We start from the raw sequence: 17627 nt of genomic DNA on the forward strand, positions 1-17627 counted from the left end.
TGCGCAATGAAGAACTAAATTTCGTATAGTGAAATACAAATCTAAGTAGTTGATTTTTAAAGAAATATATAGTCTTATATAAGACATAAGATTGTGTTTAAGTCTTGTAGAAGACTTAGAATAAACCCACTTATTTTTTTCTACTAATGGAGTTCACCATGCCACAAAGCTTTACCGAACAACTCAGTCGCGAACAGCAAATTGCCGCCCTTGAAAAAGACTGGGCAACCAATCCACGCTGGAAAGGCATCAAGCGCGGCTACAGCGCAGCCGACGTGGTTCGCCTTCGCGGCTCATTCCCAATCGAGCATACGCTGGCTCGCCGTGGCGCTGAAAAGCTCTGGGGTCTGGTGAACAACGAGCCTTACGTTAACTGCCTCGGCGCGCTGACCGGCGGTCAGGCGATGCAACAGGTGAAAGCCGGCGTCAAAGCCATTTATTTGTCAGGCTGGCAAGTTGCCGCCGACAACAACGGTTATGCCGCCATGTACCCTGACCAGTCGCTGTACCCAGTGGACTCGGTGCCAAAAGTGGTCGAGCGCATCAACAACACCTTCCGCCGTGCCGACGAAATCCAGCATTCCAAGGGGATTGACGCAGGCGACGCCGGCTACATCGACAACTTCGCGCCCATCGTGGCCGATGCCGAAGCAGGTTTCGGTGGCGTGCTGAACGCGTTCGAGCTGATGAAAGCCATGATCAACTCCGGTGCGGCCGGCGTCCACTTTGAAGACCAACTTGCTTCCGTCAAGAAATGTGGCCATATGGGCGGAAAAGTGCTGGTGCCTACGGCAGAAGCCTGTCAGAAGCTGATCGCTGCCCGCATGGCTGCTGACGTTTGCGGCGTGCCTACCTTGGTGATTGCCCGTACCGATGCCGAAGCCGCCGACTTGCTGACCAGCGACTACGATGAAAACGACAAGCCCTTCATCACCGGCGAGCGCACCGCTGAAGGTTTCTACAAAACCAAAAAAGGCATGGATCAGGCGATTTCCCGCGCTGTGGCCTACGCTCATTACGCCGATCTGGTGTGGTGCGAAACCGGTACGCCCGACCTCGAGTTTGCCAAGAAATTCGCCGATGCCGTGCATGCGGTGCACCCCGGCAAGATGCTGGCCTACAACTGCTCCCCTTCGTTCAACTGGAAGAAGAACCTGGACGACGCGACCATTGCCAAGTTCCAGAAAGAACTCGGCGCCATGGGCTACAAGTACCAGTTCATCACGCTGGCTGGCATCCATTCCATGTGGTACAACATGTTCGACTTGGCGCAGGACTACGTGGCGCGCGGAATGACAGCTTATATCGAGAAGGTGCAAGAGCCCGAATTCGCAGCCCGCAGCCGCGGCTACACTTTTGTGTCGCACCAGCAGGAAGTCGGCACCGGCTATTTCGACGAAGTGACCACCGTGATTCAGGGCGGCAAGTCCAGTGTGACCGCGCTGACCGGCTCGACCGAAGAAGAGCAGTTCCACTGATCGTCTGAGACGAAGACCCCAAGCGGGGCTTCCAAGTCATCCCCTTCAAAAAGGCCAGCGACTTTCGTCCTGGCCTTTTTTAACGTTTATCGAATCCAGCCGCCGCCTCGCAGGTACCAGTTGCCGTGCAAGCCCGGGCTCCACTGGTGGGCTTGCCAGCGATAACCGGGCCGTGCGTAGTCGTAGCGCCCTGGTACCCATTGGTGACGTCCGCCTGACCAGCCCCAGTAGCCACCTATCCAGACAGCGCCTGCAAACGGCACCACTGGAATGATTTCGACATAAGGCGGCGGCGGTGCGACGCCCACCACGATCTCGGGCTGCACTGCCGCTGGCTGGACGTAAACTGTGCGAGGGTGCGGCGCCACCACGCACGCCGACAGTGTCAGTGTGGCTATCGCGCAAACGACAACGATACGAAAAATCGGTCTTGAATTCGTCATGTATTTCCTGGGTTTGATCAACTCAAAGCGCTTGAGGCGCGCTTTGATCAACGCGCCTTTGTGTGGGCTGGCCGACGCACGGCAAACCAGCCAGCGCTTCTTTACCGGAGTTTTACAAGACGTTTGTTATTGCCGGAAGATCAGGGCGGCCAGTTAGAATCGATCATTCAGTGTTGTCGATCCGGCAACGATTTGCAATCGCCGTAAATCCGTTGCATCTCATTTTCCCCTCCCATTTTTTGCCCTTTGCCATGATCCAGATAACGCTTCCCGATGGTTCCCACCGCGACTTTGCCCACGCACTGACCGTGGCCGACGTGGCTGCGTCTATCGGCACCGGCTTGGCCAAAGCGGCCCTGGGCGGCAAGGTTGACGGTAAGTTGGTCGACACCAGTTTTCTGATTGAAAAAAACAGCGCACTGGCCATCGTCACCGCCAAAGACGCTGACGGCCTAGAACTGATACGCCACAGCGCGGCTCACTTGCTGGCTTATGCCGTCAAGGACTTGTTTCCAGAAGCGCAGGTCACCATTGGTCCGGTAATTGAAAACGGGTTCTACTACGATTTTGCCTACAAGCGTCCATTTACCCCCGAAGATTTGCTGGCGATTGAAAAGCGCATGACAGCGCTGGCGGCTATTGACGAGCCGATTACGCGCCGCGTGTTGCCGCGCGATGAGGCGGTGGAATATTTTAAAAGCCTGGGTGAGCATTACAAGGCCGAAATCATTGCCAGCATCCCGGCCGATCAGGATGTGTCGCTTTACAGCGAAGGCGCGTTTGAAGACCTGTGCCGCGGTCCCCACGTGCCCAGCACAGGCAAGCTCAAATTTTTCAAGCTCATGAAGGTGGCCGGTGCCTATTGGCGCGGCGATCACCGCAACGAGATGCTGCAACGTATTTATGGCACGGCTTGGGCCACCAAAGACGAGTTGCAACAGTATTTGACGATGCTCGAAGAAGCAGACAAGCGCGATCACCGCAAACTGGGCAAGGAACTGGATCTGTTCCATATTGACGACCATTCGCCAGGCTTGGTGTTCTGGCATCCCAAGGGCTGGACGGTTTGGCAGGGCGTAGAGCAATACATGCGCAAGGTCTATCAGGACAACGGCTACCAGGAGGTTAAAGGGCCGCAACTCCTGGACAAGACGTTGTGGGAAAAAACTGGCCACTGGGACAAATACCGCGACAACATGTTCACGACCGAGAGCGAAAAGCGTGATTTCGCTCTCAAGCCAATGAACTGCCCTGGCCACATTCTCATATTCAAGCAGGGCATCAAAAGCTACCGCGATTTGCCATTGCGCTATGGTGAATTTGGGCAGTGCCACCGCAACGAGCCAACCGGTGGCCTGCACGGCATCATGCGGGTGCGCGGCTTCACTCAGGACGACGGCCACATCTTTTGCACCGAAGAACAGATTCTGAAAGAGTGCGTCGATTACACGACGCTGTTGCAAAAGGTCTATACCGACTTTGGCTTCAAAAACATTATTTATAAAGTTGCAACGCGGCCCGATGCCCGTATTGGCTCCGATGAAAGCTGGGACAAGGCCGAGGCCGCACTGATCGAAAGTCTGCGCGCCTCAGGCTGCGAGTTTGAGGTTTCGCCGGGCGAGGGTGCGTTTTACGGTCCAAAGATCGAATACACACTGAAAGATGCCATTGGCCGGCAGTGGCAGTGCGGCACGATCCAGGTCGATTTCTCGATGCCCGAGCGGCTGGATGCAGAATATGTCGGAGAAGATGGTGCGCGCCATCGGCCTGTCATGCTGCACAGGGCGATTGTTGGGAGCCTGGAGCGATTCATCGGAATTTTGATCGAAGAACATGCCGGCGCACTTCCCACATGGTTGGCGCCAGAGCAAGTTTCTGTGCTGACCATTACCGATTCCCAAGCTGATTATGCAAAACACGTTGCTAAAACGCTGCAAAATCATGGTACTAGGGTCAACCTTGACTTACGTAATGAGAAAATTACGTATAAAATACGTGAACATTCATTGCAGAAGCAGCCTTACATCCTAGTTATAGGTGACAAGGAAATGGCCGTAGGCGCAGTTTCAGTGCGTGCCCGGGGCAATAAAGACCTTGGCGTAATGTCCCTCGATGCGTTTGTCCAACAAATTGCCTCCGACATTGCACAAAAAGCCTGATCCTAATAAATTTTTTGAATAAAGTCTAATTCCCTTGATGGGTATATGTAAGCAGCTATAGCTTTTATAGCAAATATTGAAGGATTCCCACCATCGCTACAGAATTTCGTGACCGCCGTCACCGTGAAGAACGCAAGCACCGCTTGAACCGTGAAATCATGGCCCCTGAAGTACGCCTTTCCGGGCCAGACAACGAACCTTTGGGCGTCGTGAGTCTGATGGAGGCGTTGCGTCTGGCCGGTGAAGCGGACGTGGATTTGGTTGAGATTTCTCCTACTGCCATGCCGCCTGTTTGTAGGTTGATGGATTACGGAAAATTCAAGTACGCTGAACAGAAAAAAGCTGCAGAGGCCAAGTCCAAACAAAAAGTCATCGAAGTCAAGGAAGTTAAGTTCCGGCCAGGCACCGATGACGGCGACTACAACATCAAGATACGCAACATCAAGCGTTTTCTAGATGATGGCGATAAATGCAAGATTACGCTGCGCTTTCGTGGTCGAGAAATTACGCACCAAGAACTGGGTTTGGCCTTGCTGGCACGAATTCGTGACGAATTGGCGGATTTGATTTTGGTGGAGCAGTTTCCAAAGCTTGAAGGCCGGCAGATGGTCATGATGATTGCCCCAGGACGAAAAAAAGTTGCTTCCAAGGTATCGGCAGAGGTCGCGTGAGTACTGACAGATAAGCAGGGTTGCCGGTTTCAGTAAGAAGGCTTCCTAAAAATAACAAAGGTGCATCTGAACGATGTTCCTGTGAGCTTAGGTCTTAACCGGGCTTTCGAAAGTGACGGAACAAAAGCCGTTGCGCCAATGGCAATTGTCAAATCTTGCCATTACAAGTGGCTCGGGGCCATCAAGTTTGCGAAAGTTTCGCAGCGCCTCACGAGCACAAACGAAAAGGAGCATATACATGCCCAAAATGAAGACCAAAAGCGGCGCTAAGAAGCGTTTCCGCGTTCGCCCAGGTGGTACCGTCAAGCGTGGCCAAGCCTTCAAACGTCACATTCTGACCAAGAAGACCACCAAAAACAAACGCCAATTGCGTGGTTCGGTAGCTGTTCATGAGACCAATATGGGTCATATGGCACAGATGCTGCCAGGCCGTGGCATTTAATTTAACGACGAACAAGGAGTAATATATGCCTCGCGTCAAACGTGGTGTAACGGCTCGCGCCCGCCACAAAAAAGTTTTAGCCCTTGCAAAAGGTTTTCGCGGTCGCCGCGGTAATGTCTTCCGGATCGCTAAAGAAGCGGTAATGAAGGCCGGGCAATACGCCTACCGTGACCGTCGCAACAAAAAACGTGTTTTCCGCCGTCTGTGGATTGCCCGTATTAATGCCGCAAGTCGTTCATTTGGACTGACTTACAGCCAGTTCGCCAATGGCCTGAAAAAAGCCGGCATCGAGATTGACCGCAAGGTTCTGTCCGACATGGCGATCCATGACAGTGCTGCTTTTGGCGCTATCGTCGAGCAGGCCAAAGCCAAGCTGGCCGCCTGATTTTCAGGAAAGTACGCTATTAAATAAATAGCTACTTGCGTAGGAAAATAGAGGGCTGGAGCTTGAAAAGGCTCTGGCCCTTTTTTCATGGCCTTTTGTGTAGCGTCTTCGTCATGGTCATATGACCAAAAATAACGCTGATGTGTTTCTTCCTGCACCCGTACAAGAGAACTTATGAACGACGCCGATATCCTCAATGAACTGATCGCTACTGCCAAAACCAATTTTTCCCAGTCTGCAACGCCTGCGGATCTGGAAAATGCCAAAGCACAATTTCTTGGTAAATCAGGCCGCATCACCGAATTCATGAAGGGTATGGCGCAGCTTTCGGTGGAAGAGAAAAAATCCCGCGGTGCTGCCGTCAATCTTGCCAAACAAGCGATCGAAACCGCTTTGAATGAGCGGCGCCAGGCGCTTGCGAAAGCAGAGCTCGAAAAGCAGTTAAAAGCCGAAGCGCTTGATGTAACCCTACCCGGCTGCCAGCGTGTGCAGGGCGGCTTGCACCCTGTATCGCTTACGCTGGAGCGGATTGAAGACATCTTCGGCTCCATGGGTTTTGATGTAGCGCAGGGCCCTGAGATTGAAACCGACTGGTTTAACTTTACAGCGCTCAACACACCAGAAGACCATCCTGCGCGATCGATGCATGACACTTTTTATGTCGAGGGCGGTACGGAAAATGCGCCTAATTTGCTGCGTACCCATACCAGCCCAATGCAGATCCGCTATGCCGTCCAGCATGTCAAAAAACACCGGGCGTTAATCGACGCTGGTGGCCGCATGCCTGAAATTCGTGTGATTGCCCCGGGCCGTACTTACCGCGTTGACAGCGATGCGACACATTCGCCGATGTTCCACCAGTGCGAAGGGCTGTGGATTGGCGAGAACGTGAGTTTCAAGGACTTGAAGTATGTGTTCACGTATTTTTGCCGCACCTTTTTTGAGAGCAACGATCTGGTGCTCCGCTTTCGCCCCAGTTTTTTCCCGTTCACCGAGCCAAGCGCAGAAATTGACATTCAGTTCCAGTCGGGGCCGCTGTCGGGTCAATGGCTAGAAGTGGCAGGTTCGGGACAGGTGCACCCAAATGTGGTGCGCAACATGGGACTCGATCCAGAAAAGTACATCGGTTTTGCATTTGGCATGGGGCCGGACAGGTTGACCATGCTGCGCTACGGCGTCAATGACTTGCGCCTCTTCTTTGATGGCGACATCCGCTTCCTGTCGCAGTTCCAGTCATAACAACAAGAACAGCAAACGAAAGAACAAGGCCACACCATGCAATTTCCAGAATCCTGGTTACGCGAATTTTGCAACCCACCCATCAGCACTGAGCAACTCGCTGAAACCCTGACCATGGCAGGACTTGAAGTTGAAGAGCTCAAGCCGTTTGCACCTCCGTTCAATCTCATCGTGGTCGGTGAAATCATGGAAGCTATGCAGCATCCCAATGCCGACCGCCTGCGCGTGTGTCAGGTTGATGTGGGTCAAGACAAATTGCTCACCATCGTCTGCGGAGCGCCCAATGCACGAGTCGGTATCAAGGTGCCTTGCGCACTGGTAGGGGCTGAATTGCCTCCTGGCGAAGATGGCAAACCTTTCCCGATCAAAATTGGCAAACTGCGAGGTGTGGAGAGCGAAGGCATGCTGTGCTCGGCACGGGAACTAAAGCTTTCAGAGGACCATGGCGGCCTTTTGGAACTGGCCTCTTATGCGCCAGTGGGGCAAGATATCCGAGTGCATCTCAAGCTGGATGACACCTTGTTCACTCTCAAGCTAACGCCCAATTTGGCGCACTGCCTGAGCATCTACGGGGTGGCCCGTGAAGTTGCAGCACTGACGGGTGCTGCCTTGAAAACGCTGTCTTTTCCTGCAGTCCGGGTTGGCAATCAAGACACATTGGCTGTCAAGGTAAGCGCGCCCGACCTGTGTGGGCGCTTTTCAGGCCGTATAGTACGCAACGTGAATCCGCAAGCGGTGACACCATCATGGATGATTGACCGCTTGGCGCGCTGCGGCCAGCGCAGCGTGACGGCGCTGGTGGACATTTCCAATTATGTGATGTTTGAATTGGGCCGACCCAGCCATATCTTTGACCTTGACAAGATTCAAGGCGGGCTGGATGTTCGCTGGGGAAAGCAAGGGGAGACACTCACGCTGCTAAACGGCAGTACCGTCGCGGTCGATGAACGGGTTGGCGTAATTGCCGATGACCATCAGGTTGAATCGCTGGCTGGCATCATGGGAGGCGATGCCACTGCAGTGTCTGATGACACGAAAAATGTATATGTTGAAGCTGCATTTTGGTGGCCCAAGGCAATTGCAGGGCGATCACGCCGCTACAACTTCTCCACCGATGCCGGCCACCGTTTCGAGCGCGGCGTCGACGCCGGAAAAACCGTGGATCATTTAGAACGCATCACTAAACTCATCCTCGACATTTGCGGAACGCCAGAGACGGTCTGCGGGCCGGTTGACGACCTTAAGGTCAACCTTCCCAAGGCTGTGCCGGTCACCATGCGCGTGGCGCGTGCAGCCAAGGTCATTGGCATGCCGCTCACGCAGGCGCAATGTCAAGATGCACTGGTGCGCCTGGGACTGGATGTCAAAGCAGGCGATGGCACGTTGACCGTGACGCCACCAAGCTATCGTTTCGACCTGCAAATAGAGGAAGACCTGATTGAAGAGGTGGTGCGCATTGTTGGTTATGAGCAGTTGCCGCAAACGCCGCCGCTCGCCCCTATCACTCCTCGACTTCGTTCTGAAACTGAACGCAGTCCGTTTGCCGTACAACGTGCCCTAGCTTTGCTGGGTTACCAGGAAACCATCAATTACAGCTTTGTCGAGACGCGCTGGGAAAACGAACTGGCGGGCAATCTCAATCCCATCAAACTGCTCAACCCGATTGCCAGCCACATGAGCGTCATGCGCTCGTCGCTGTTGGGATCGTTGCTGCAGGTGCTCAAGTTCAACCTGGACCGTAAGGCCTCGCGTGTCAATGTCTTTGAAGTGGGCAGGGTGTTTCTGCGCGACCCGCAAAGACAAGATACAGATACAACCGTTTCTGGATTTAACCAGCCCATGCGGGTTGCGGGGCTGTCCTATGGCCCACGAGCTGCGCTGCATTGGAGACAGGCTGATAAAAGTGTCGATTTTTTCGATGTTAAGGGAGATGTTGAAGCCTTGCTGGCACCGCTTCAACCTGTTTTTACACCTGCATCCCATCCTGCCATGCATCCGGGACGGTGCGCCAGCGTATCTGTTGCTGGAAGAAAGATTGGCTTTGTTGGTGAACTGCATCCGCAGTGGCGACAAGGTTACGAGTTCTCACAGGCGCCCCTGCTGTTTGAACTGGAACTCGATGCTGTTCTGCGGCGTCATGTGCCGGTTTTCAAGGCTGTCAGCAAGTTTCAGCCTGTCGAGCGGGATATTGCTGTGATCGTGCAGGAAAGTGTTAGCCATGAAGGGCTCATGTCTGCAATTCATAATGCCGAAACGCAAGGCTTACTCAAGAAGGCGACCTTGTTTGATGTGTACCGACCGCAGCAAGCCAACCTGAATGTCCAACTGGGTGAAAAAAGTCTGGCAGTGCGTTTAGTCCTTTCAAGCGATGCGGCCACTTTGACTGAAGAGTCGATTGATGCAGCGGTTCAGAACGTTGTGGCAATGCTGCATTCCCGGTTCCAAGCCCGCCTGCGCGCTTAAGTCTTCAATAAAAACGATTTCAAGCCAACAATAGCCAGAAAGATGCCCATGGAATTTTCTGTTGAAAGCCTGGAGACACCAGCGCTGACCAAAGCGCATCTGGCTGAGTTGCTGTTTGAGCAGATAGGGCTCAACAAGCGCGAGTCCAAGGAAATGATCGATGCATTTTTTGAACTTATTTCAGAATGTCTGATTGATGGCAATGATGTGAAGATATCGGGTTTTGGCAACTTTCAAATACGCACCAAGGCGCCCAGGCCGGGGCGTAACCCGCGAACGGGCGAAGCAATTCCCATTGCATCAAGGCGGGTGGTGACCTTTCACGCCAGTCACAAGCTCAAGGACCAAATCCAGGAAATAGCTATCGGCGACACGGAAATTGAGACCGTTTTTGCTGCAGATAATATTGCGTGATCTGATTCACTTTGCCATGCTGTGCAAGTTGAGGTAGATTCGAGGAATCTTTCGAAGGGCATTGAATTAATTGCAGTATTCTTCTCTTCCTATTCCTGAAAAGCGCTATTTTACGATCAGCGAAGTCAGTAAGCTGTGCGGAGTGAAGCCACATGTGCTTCGTTATTGGGAGCAGGAATTTACACAATTGCGGCCTATGAAAAGACGCGGTAATCGCCGTTACTACCAACTTCATGAGGTCGAATTGATTCGCCAAATACGCCAGTTGTTATATGAGCAGGGATTCACCATCGTTGGTGCCCGCAACAAACTGCAAGAAATGATGATGACTGCATCTGGACAGGATTTTGGCAAGGATTTAGGGTCTCTTTCATTGAAGTTGCTAGCGCAGAAAAATGACAACTGTTCTCTTCGCAACTTATCGCAAAATGCAGCCAAGGCTGAAAATATTCCGATTGACAACGCAATGCCTTCAGATTCAACTGTTACGGAGAGATTCCTTTGTTCGATTCGTTACGAGTTGATCAGCATTCGCGATCTGCTTGATTCGATCAATTGATGGCAGTATTTGTAAGGGTATAATTTTACTTAATCGGTGTGTGGCGCAGCCTGGTAGCGCACTTGCATGGGGTGCAAGGGGTCGAAGGTTCGAATCCTTTCACACCGACCATATGAATCAAAGACTTAGCTTCGAAAGGGGCTAAGTCTTTTTGTTTTGTGCGGTGTGTAATGCAAATTTAGCCACACCTTTAGCCACACCGCTTGCGATGCTGGCCTGTACAGCGAGTTCAAAAAATCAGGGACGACAGCATGACTACGGGTGAAGGAATTTTTTATGGCTTTCTCGTTCTTGGGCTAATTGGCCTGTACTCAGTAACAAAAGATCGGTGGAATTGGAAGCGACTTGCAAAATGGACTGTTGTGGTGGTTGTGGTGCCAATTGTTGGATTCGGCTTATGGCTGGCAGCGCTCAGTTATCTATCTGAAAGACCTCAAGTCGAGCAAGCATTGTGGGGAATTAAGCCGGGAATATCTGTCGATGAGTTGGTTTTTCTCAAAGGCAAGCCAAGTGGTGACGGAGGAGAGCACTGGCTCTACGGTAATAGCGGTGAAATTTTTCATGTTGTCGCCTTCAGAAACTCAAAAGTTAGGAGCGTCACAGCTTTAGCATGGGATGGCAACATGTCGTCTCTTCCATCACTTCAAGGAATTTCTTACTACTCAACTCAAGTAGACATTGAAAATAAGTTCGGTGCCCCTGATCATGTATCGGTGAATAAAGACAAAACACGACGAACTCTGAGCTATTTGAAATATCAGCTTTTCTTTACCTTGGAAAAGGGAAAAGTCGTCGCTCTAGGGGTGCTTGATCCAAAAGAGGGGCCACTGGAATTCGAGGAGACGCCGGTTCCTGGTCCTTGGGTACTCGATCCCGAAGTTGCTTTGCCCACCAAGTAGACAGAACACTTTTCTTTTTGTCGGTACTTTTGGCGGTACTTTTCAAAGCTCATCTGTAAAAATCCAGCATCCATGCGGGTTGCAGGCCGTTATTCAATTCCCTGTCGAGGAATCGAATCGGCTTTTGCTGGATTTTGAATTGATTCAAACGGGAGGTATTTTCTGCGCGTGGCTTCTACTGGGGTGTCCCATTCCGCCCAGGCTCTGAAGTTTTCACCCCCTACCGGGTCAACACCGGCCCGCCTGCAAGCGTTGAATGAACGTCATCAACGAGCGGTTGACCTGTTCATTGACGCGCTCGAAACGATCTTCCAGCCGCTCGAAGGTCGTCCAGCGTTGCCACTTCGGTTTGCCGGCCTCGATCAGCGCGTGGAGTTGGTGGTAGCGGGTAAGCGCCCGGTCATGCGCCGAGCCGCTTTGCGATGAGTAGGAGACCTTCTGACACTGGCGGCAGGCAAAGCGCCCGACGCGCAGGAACAGCACCACGGAGCGCCCACCGCAGCATGGGCACTGAAACCACGTTCTCGCGCCACCGTAGCGGCAGGGTGTCGTGGTCGTCCGGATGGTCTGCGATGCGTCCTGGCCGTTCGCAGCGTACCCCAGCCGGATGGAATCGGCGCGCACCGATACGCCGATATTGCCCGTCACCTCCCCGCCGCGTGACCATTGCCATGCGAATGAATGACCGTTGACCAGATAGCCGAGCTTGCGCCAGCTCCGGAGATCCACTTTCAGCGTGTGCTCTGCTTTCAGTCGCTGCCCGGGCCGTCCTGCCCCGCACCGTGTGCCGCCTGTTCCCATCAATCAGTCCTTCACAGAAAACGAATTCGTTTGTTTAACCGGCCTGCAACGTGAGTTTTTCGAGCAGCCGAATGTTAGGTTTTGTTAGGTTTTCCGCCCCGTCATCAGCCCAGCCTCGCGCGTGTGCGTACTGCTGTATTAATTCGCGTCCAACCTCAGGTTTCCACCGCCCTGAAAAGTCATGTTTGGCTGGCAACCATCGTGGAAACCATCGTGGAAACCATTCGTGGAAACCATTCGTGGAAACCGGCTTAGTCGGCACTCCGGCCCAGCCGCGGCTCGATGCCCAACGTCATCCAGAACACAGCAATGGCGGCATCTTCAGCGCTGTCCTCCTCGTGCGTCTGGTGGCTGTCGCAGTAGTCGTTCGGCAATGGCTCGCGGTGAAACTCTTTCGGCGTGCGGTATTGCTCGATGATTGAAGTCAGGTTCAAACAGCCCGGGTCGTCACCCTCCGGCGCAGGGTTGAACGCGCAGCAGGTCGAGCAGGTTCTGCGAAGGAGAGGCATGTTCGTGTCTTTCATGGTCGTGCGGCAGCAGCGCCGGCCGTCTTTGTCATCAATGCCGACTTCACCCAGCCGTCAGCCGCTTGCCGGCGTCGTCGAGCAGCAGGTGGTCGCTTGAAGAATTCGCCCGTGTCGGGGTCGTACAGCGCCGGGTCGTGGTCGTCATCGCGGTCCCGCACCGCGTCCAGGAAGTGCTCCACTTCGCTCACGTTGTCCAGGTCGTGCTCCACTTGACGCTCCTCCTCCATTTGAGGATCAGGCAGTTCAATCGCTGGTGGTCGAGCTGGTGGTGGTGAAGGCGGTTTTGGCGCGGAAACCATCAGAGCTATGGTTTCGATCTTTTCGAGGTCGTTTCCAAAACCAATAGGTTTCACAACGTCGTCAGCCAGCCCAGCCACTGAGCCGCCACCAAAACCAATAGGTTTCTCAGCGCGCTCGTACCGTGGACTCCTGCCCCTGCTTACGACCAGTTCGGCCAGCGTCTTGACCTTCTTCACTGGTGCGGCCACTACAGGCAGCACCAGACCCAGCGCAGCCGCATATCGACCTGGGTTGCGTTCAATGTCCTGCTTGGCTGTGAACCACATAACGCTCTTCAAAATCGCGTCCTGCGTCGATTCAAGGTGCGCCAGCACCATGCGCGCCGTCACCTCCTTCATTGCGCCGTGCAATCGTCGGGTCGGCTCTTTCAGTCCGAACGATAGCGCCAGCTCTGCGAACGAATCGCGCAGGCCCGCCAGCCGAACCCGGTCAATCAGCTTGGTTCCAAGGTATCGAACGCCAGCCATCGGCAGCACCAGGATGTGAAGATGCGGCGCACCCTCGTCGTGGTGCTCGTCGGCGCTCAGGATGTTGTCGAGTCCGAACTGAGCAATTGCCCATTGCAGGCACTGTGCGAAATAAACGGCGGTGTCGATGCTCGTTCCGGCAGGCAGGGAGAACAGCGCCTCATACGCCTGCGTGTAGTCGTGGCGAAAGGGTTTGTAGCCCGCGCCCGCCATGCGCGCCTGCGCCAGCGCCACCACGTCGGCCGACAGCGCGGGTCCAGCGATGCGCCGGTTTAAATGGCTGCGCGCCGGGTCGATGTGGCTGCGAGAGCCGCGCTCCTTCTGGGTTTCGCGCCGGTTGTGTTTGTCAGCCTGAAGCAACGTTTGCGGCTTGCGCTTCATGCGTTTTGAAAGGCCGATGGTCTTGACGGCGAAGAACAGTTCTTCGCTCATGCCGACCCCGTTAAACGTCGCCAGAGCGATTTAAACCACGTTGACGGAGCAGCGCACCAGGCCATCAAGAAAAGCGCATTTAGGCGGCTCATGCGCGTGTCTCCAACATGGATAGCAGCGCCCGCGCCGCCGTGATGTTGGGGGGGGTAGTATCGAGCCAATAACGCATACACCGCACCTTTGACCGACCGCGCAAGCATGAGACGGTTTCGCTTTGGCGGGCGATTAGGATGCCGTAATCGTTTTGCAGCGTGCTAACTGTCGAGTGAAGGCAGTGGTCGTGATGATGTTCAGCCTCAAACCTGTTCATGTTGCGACCCATCACGAATTGCAGCAGTATGGTTTCAAGCTTGGTTACTGGCTTGTCGTTTGGCAGGGTCGCGCTGGTCGAGATTCGGCGTGCTGGTTGTCGAGCAGTCGGTGGAGCAGCTGCGTGCCTAACGTCGAGGTCGAGGTGAAGTTGCGCCGGGTGTGAGCCGGTAGAATCAGTGTGCGAGACTGAATTGGTCGCCGTGGTGGATTGAATGCCCCCGGCGGCTTTTTTATTGGGCGTGACTTTTCCCGGCGTCGTGCCGTTTTTGATATTGGTCATGATGCTGACCGATCAAAAGGACGCGATAAGAGCGCGAATATCCGCAGAACGCCATGCGACGCAGCGAGTCGAGAGCTTCACTGGAGCAGGGTAGCGGCCTGTTTTGACGCCTTGCCACCATCCCGACCGACTGACGGGGATATGCGCTAAAACCGTGGGCAGACGCCACAGTGCTATGTCTGGATTTTGGGGAAGAATTGAAAGAGCGCCAGCCGATACGGTGACGATGCGGTGTTTACCGCTATTTGAATTGGTCATGTTGTTTCCGGCGTCATCCGACGTTAAGGAGTGAGGGGGCTTGCGCGAATTAGCGCCAGCTTTTAGGGTTCTGTTTTTTGATTCCTTTCGGAGTCGTCTGGCAGGTTCGCCGTCGCTGTCGCCGCCGTCATCGTCATCACTTGCTCCCACTTCAGGACCATCCGTTACACCAGCCGATGATTCACCGCCGCCGCATTCTGGCAAATCATTTGTAATTGATAACGTTGACTTTTTACTTTCAACATACACAGAACGGGTGCCGGTCATCAATGCGTTGTACGTTTCCCGAACAGAACCGTTACCAAACGGCTCAACCATACTCAGATTATCGAAATTCCTGACGTTAATAACTCGTTTCATTCTTGCCTTTCATCTGGACCACTAAAAAACCAGTATGGGTTTTTATACAGTTCGGTTGGTCCAGGCGCCGACTTTATAGCACGTATTTGTCCAATGCAGACCCTAACTGTAGTTGATGGTGTTTTTAAGCTACTCGCAGTACGCGGACGTTATCAGGCTTGTTCGCCAGCAGATCGAGCCGTTCTCCCCAGAGCCGCCACGCGTCACGCATTGGCCCTTCATAGGTTGCACGCTGGTAAATCCGCTTCATCTTGTTTTCTTCGGTGTGGTTCAGACACTTCTCGATAACGTCCGGCAAAGCGCCTAGTTCGGCCATTGTGCTTACGCCCGTCCGGCGCAGGTCGTGAGGCCGCCAGTGACCGCCTGCAAGCTGTAGCGCGTCAATCTGCTTTGTGCGGCCCGACATAGGCCCGTCAGTGCGCTGACGGTCTGCAACCTGTTTTGTGACGGTCTTGGAGTCAAGCGGCCCGTTCAGCTTGGAGTTGGGGAAAACCCACGCCGTCGCGCCGGTAATGTCTCGCAGAATTTCAAACTGACGCAATGCAAAGTCACTGAGCCAGATTTGATGCGCCTTGCCGTTTTTAGTATCAGGCAGAACCCAAAGCCGCCGCTCAAAATCTACGTTCTCCCACCGTGCGGCCACTGTTTCACCGATGCGGGCAATGGTCGCCATTTGAAGGAGGAGGGCGCATTGCGATGTTGCTGCCAGCCCTGACAAGGGCAGTTTTTTAAAGAGGTCAATTAATTCGGCTTCGTTCAGAACCCGGTCGCGTTCACCGTCCGGCCCGATCTTGGCTTTCTTGATTCGGGCGGTCGGATCTGCCTCTACAAAATCCCGGTCGAGCGCGAACCCGAACATTTGTCGCAGGTCTGACAGGACTCGTTTTGTCATCCGAGCAATGTCCCGCGCCATCATGGAATCAACAATCTGTTGAACGTGCGCTTTCTTCACATCAGCCACGGCCATATCACCGATGAGTGGAAACACATCACGCTCAAAAGCCCGTTGCGCTTCTGTCCCGCCGTCAACGCGGTGTTTAAGGGATAGCCCTCGCCATAGGTCAAACAAGCCCCTGACGGTCAATCTGGCTTTTTTCTCTGCGATTTCTTCCAGCCGGTCGAGCTGATGGTGGTGCGCTTCCACCTTGTCAATTTCGATCTTGAGTTTGTCGGCGGCTTTACGCTCGATGGGGTCTGAGCCTTTTTTCAGTTCGGCAGCGAGTTCGTTCCGCTTGGCACGCAGCGCCAGGAGGGATTGACCACCCTTGTCTTTCCAGGTGCCGACAGGAATTTGTCGTACTTTGCCCCCCACCTTGTAGCGCCACACGACATAGACACTCACGACACCATCAGAAACGGCTCTGACAGTGCCGTAAAGGGAATTCCCCATGCTGACCCGCCGACCGTTGTCGGCAGCGCCTAGAGCCTGTAGTTCTTTGACCGTAATCACCGCCATATCAAAAACCCTGCAAATTTAGCCACACTTTTAGCCACACCGTAGGGCTGGCTTTCAGTGTAACTTGCTGGACTGTGTTGGACTACGTGAAAATGTAAAATATCTGCAAGCTATTGATTTATAAAGATAATTTTAGTTTATTTAAAACGTGCTGGATGGGGCTGGAATCAAGTTTTCTAGCATGGGGTGCAAGGGGTCGGAGGTTCGAGTCCTCTCACACTGACCATTAATTCTGACAGAGGCCGCTAACGACATACAGTTAGCGGCCTTTTTCATTGGTAAATCAGTGTCTTACGTTGCAACGGCGTACAAAGCAAGACATTGACAGGCACAGCAAAGCAGGGGAACGTCCGGGGGAACAAGTGGGGGTATATCGGGTTTTGGGAGTTGTTGTTCCCCTATTTGACCTTGCCCCTGGATTGAACCGCCCCGAGTTTTGAGGAGGCTCAAATCTCTGAGAGGATTGAGCCATGAAGAAGTCAAACAAGTTTTCACCTGAAGTCAGGGAGCGTGCTGTGAGGATGGTGCAAGAGCATCGAGGGGAGTACCCCTCTTTGTGGGCAGCCATTGAATCCATCGCCCCCAAGATTGGCTGCGTGCCGCACACGCTCAATGAGTGGATCAAGCGCGTAGAAGTCGATACCGGCGCGCGCGACGGAGTATCTGCACGCGCCAGAGTATCGCTCCGGGCCAGCTGACGGTGCACTCGGACAGTAAGAATATCAGTGCCAGTTGTTCCTGGGCGGTCTGACTCACACAGCGATAGACCAACTGGGGTTGGTGCTGCGAATTGCGCCTGGGTGGCTTGACCCCCACTCTGACTGACCGCCTGTGTCTTTCCCCGGACCTGTCGGCCGCCCAGGAGCATCTTGCAGCGGGGCTTTGCCTCGCTGATGCGTGTCACCCAAGAAGGGCCTGACGGTTTTGTCTCCTTACTGTCCTGTTCCCAGGCATTCGGTCGTGGCCAAGCTGTTTTTTTTTGTCTTGTTCAAGCCTGGAGGTTAACCATGGAAGAAAAGTCAAACACTGGCAGGCGCGTGGTCGGCGGGGTCGATACCCACAAGGACCTTCATGTCGCGTCTGTTGTTGATGAGCGTGACCAGGTCCTCGGGACGCAGAGTTTCGCCACCACGCGGCAAGGCTATCGGCAGATGGTGCAATGGATGAGCTCATTGGGCGATGTCTTGCGGGTGGGGGTTGAATCGACCGGCACTTATGGCGCTGGTCTGCTGCGCCATCTTCAAGCTGCCGGGATCGAAGTCCTGGAGGTCACTTCGCCAGA

Annotated in this window: 18 protein-coding genes, 1 tRNA gene and 1 pseudogene; 13 read left to right on the forward strand and 7 right to left on the reverse strand. The window is 53.8% G+C overall.

The window, feature by feature from the left end:
• Window positions 1-158 precede the first annotated feature (158 nt).
• Complete coding sequence (aceA, locus tag IWX87_RS01890; RefSeq protein ID WP_196861796.1) at window positions 159-1478, forward strand: isocitrate lyase; 1320 nt, start codon at window positions 159-161, stop codon at window positions 1476-1478.
• 86 nt (window positions 1479-1564) lie between these two features.
• On the opposite strand, the gene IWX87_RS01895 is transcribed toward aceA, so the two are convergent.
• The gene (locus IWX87_RS01895; protein WP_196861797.1) at window positions 1565-1921 is read right to left on the reverse strand and encodes a hypothetical protein; all 357 of its coding nucleotides are present in this window, start codon (window positions 1919-1921) and stop codon (window positions 1565-1567) included.
• Window positions 1922-2172: 251 nt separating this feature from the next.
• On the opposite strand from IWX87_RS01895, the gene thrS reads away from it, so the two are divergent.
• From thrS to IWX87_RS01945, 10 genes are all read left to right on the forward strand, one after another.
• Window positions 2173-4080, forward strand: a complete 1908-nt coding sequence (gene thrS / locus IWX87_RS01900; protein ID WP_196861798.1) for a threonine--tRNA ligase — start codon at window positions 2173-2175, stop codon at window positions 4078-4080.
• A gap of 83 nt (window positions 4081-4163) precedes the next feature.
• Window positions 4164-4751: a translation initiation factor IF-3 gene (gene infC, locus IWX87_RS01905; RefSeq protein ID WP_196861844.1), complete on the forward strand. Its 588-nt coding sequence runs from the start codon at window positions 4164-4166 to the stop codon at window positions 4749-4751.
• Between the two features lie 238 nt (window positions 4752-4989).
• Window positions 4990-5193: a 50S ribosomal protein L35 gene (gene rpmI / locus IWX87_RS01910; RefSeq protein WP_011802230.1), complete on the forward strand. Its 204-nt coding sequence runs from the start codon at window positions 4990-4992 to the stop codon at window positions 5191-5193.
• 25 nt (window positions 5194-5218) lie between these two features.
• Window positions 5219-5578 (forward strand): 50S ribosomal protein L20, encoded by a 360-nt coding sequence (gene rplT / locus IWX87_RS01915; RefSeq protein ID WP_196861799.1) that lies wholly within the window; start codon window positions 5219-5221, stop codon window positions 5576-5578.
• Window positions 5579-5752: 174 nt separating this feature from the next.
• The gene (gene pheS, locus IWX87_RS01920) at window positions 5753-6817 is read left to right on the forward strand and encodes a phenylalanine--tRNA ligase subunit alpha (protein WP_196861800.1); all 1065 of its coding nucleotides are present in this window, start codon (window positions 5753-5755) and stop codon (window positions 6815-6817) included.
• Window positions 6818-6853: 36 nt separating this feature from the next.
• Complete coding sequence (gene pheT, locus IWX87_RS01925) at window positions 6854-9280, forward strand: phenylalanine--tRNA ligase subunit beta (RefSeq protein WP_196861801.1); 2427 nt, start codon at window positions 6854-6856, stop codon at window positions 9278-9280.
• Window positions 9281-9328: 48 nt separating this feature from the next.
• Window positions 9329-9694 (forward strand): integration host factor subunit alpha, encoded by a 366-nt coding sequence (locus IWX87_RS01930; RefSeq protein ID WP_196861802.1) that lies wholly within the window; start codon window positions 9329-9331, stop codon window positions 9692-9694.
• Between the two features lie 70 nt (window positions 9695-9764).
• Window positions 9765-10253, forward strand: a complete 489-nt coding sequence (locus tag IWX87_RS01935; protein WP_196861803.1) for a MerR family transcriptional regulator — start codon at window positions 9765-9767, stop codon at window positions 10251-10253.
• 34 nt (window positions 10254-10287) lie between these two features.
• Window positions 10288-10364, forward strand: a tRNA-Pro gene (locus tag IWX87_RS01940).
• A gap of 140 nt (window positions 10365-10504) precedes the next feature.
• The gene (locus IWX87_RS01945; protein ID WP_196861804.1) at window positions 10505-11152 is read left to right on the forward strand and encodes a hypothetical protein; all 648 of its coding nucleotides are present in this window, start codon (window positions 10505-10507) and stop codon (window positions 11150-11152) included.
• Window positions 11153-11380: 228 nt separating this feature from the next.
• Here the strand turns inward: IWX87_RS01945 and IWX87_RS01950 are convergent, their stop codons facing one another.
• The 6 genes from IWX87_RS01950 to IWX87_RS01975 all read right to left on the reverse strand — a co-directional run bounded on the left by IWX87_RS01950 (window position 11381) and on the right by IWX87_RS01975 (window position 16345).
• Window positions 11381-11881: a hypothetical protein gene (locus IWX87_RS01950; protein WP_196861805.1), complete on the reverse strand. Its 501-nt coding sequence runs from the start codon at window positions 11879-11881 to the stop codon at window positions 11381-11383.
• Between the two features lie 323 nt (window positions 11882-12204).
• Window positions 12205-12462, reverse strand: coding sequence for a hypothetical protein (locus IWX87_RS01955; RefSeq protein ID WP_196861806.1), 258 nt, complete (start codon window positions 12460-12462; stop codon window positions 12205-12207).
• A gap of 11 nt (window positions 12463-12473) precedes the next feature.
• Window positions 12474-13679, reverse strand: coding sequence for a plasmid recombination protein (locus IWX87_RS01960; RefSeq protein WP_196861807.1), 1206 nt, complete (start codon window positions 13677-13679; stop codon window positions 12474-12476).
• An 88-nt stretch (window positions 13680-13767) separates the two neighbouring features.
• Window positions 13768-14271 (reverse strand): hypothetical protein, encoded by a 504-nt coding sequence (locus IWX87_RS01965; protein ID WP_196861808.1) that lies wholly within the window; start codon window positions 14269-14271, stop codon window positions 13768-13770.
• A 12-nt stretch (window positions 14272-14283) separates the two neighbouring features.
• Window positions 14284-14889, reverse strand: a complete 606-nt coding sequence (locus tag IWX87_RS19510) for an AlpA family transcriptional regulator (RefSeq protein WP_231374359.1) — start codon at window positions 14887-14889, stop codon at window positions 14284-14286.
• Between the two features lie 124 nt (window positions 14890-15013).
• Window positions 15014-16345, reverse strand: coding sequence for a site-specific integrase (locus IWX87_RS01975; RefSeq protein ID WP_196861809.1), 1332 nt, complete (start codon window positions 16343-16345; stop codon window positions 15014-15016).
• Window positions 16346-16815: 470 nt separating this feature from the next.
• Here IWX87_RS01975 and IWX87_RS01980 point away from each other — a divergent pair.
• Both IWX87_RS01980 and IWX87_RS01985 read left to right on the forward strand, forming a co-directional pair.
• Window positions 16816-17034: pseudogene (locus IWX87_RS01980) on the forward strand (transposase); the annotation flags it as partial.
• A 318-nt stretch (window positions 17035-17352) separates the two neighbouring features.
• Window positions 17353-17627: transposase (locus tag IWX87_RS01985; protein ID WP_196861810.1), on the forward strand; the 275-nt coding region annotated here is incomplete at its 3' end.

The organism is Polaromonas sp. CG_9.7 (assembly GCF_015752205.1).
Taxonomy (GTDB): Bacteria; Pseudomonadota; Gammaproteobacteria; order Burkholderiales; family Burkholderiaceae_C; genus Polaromonas.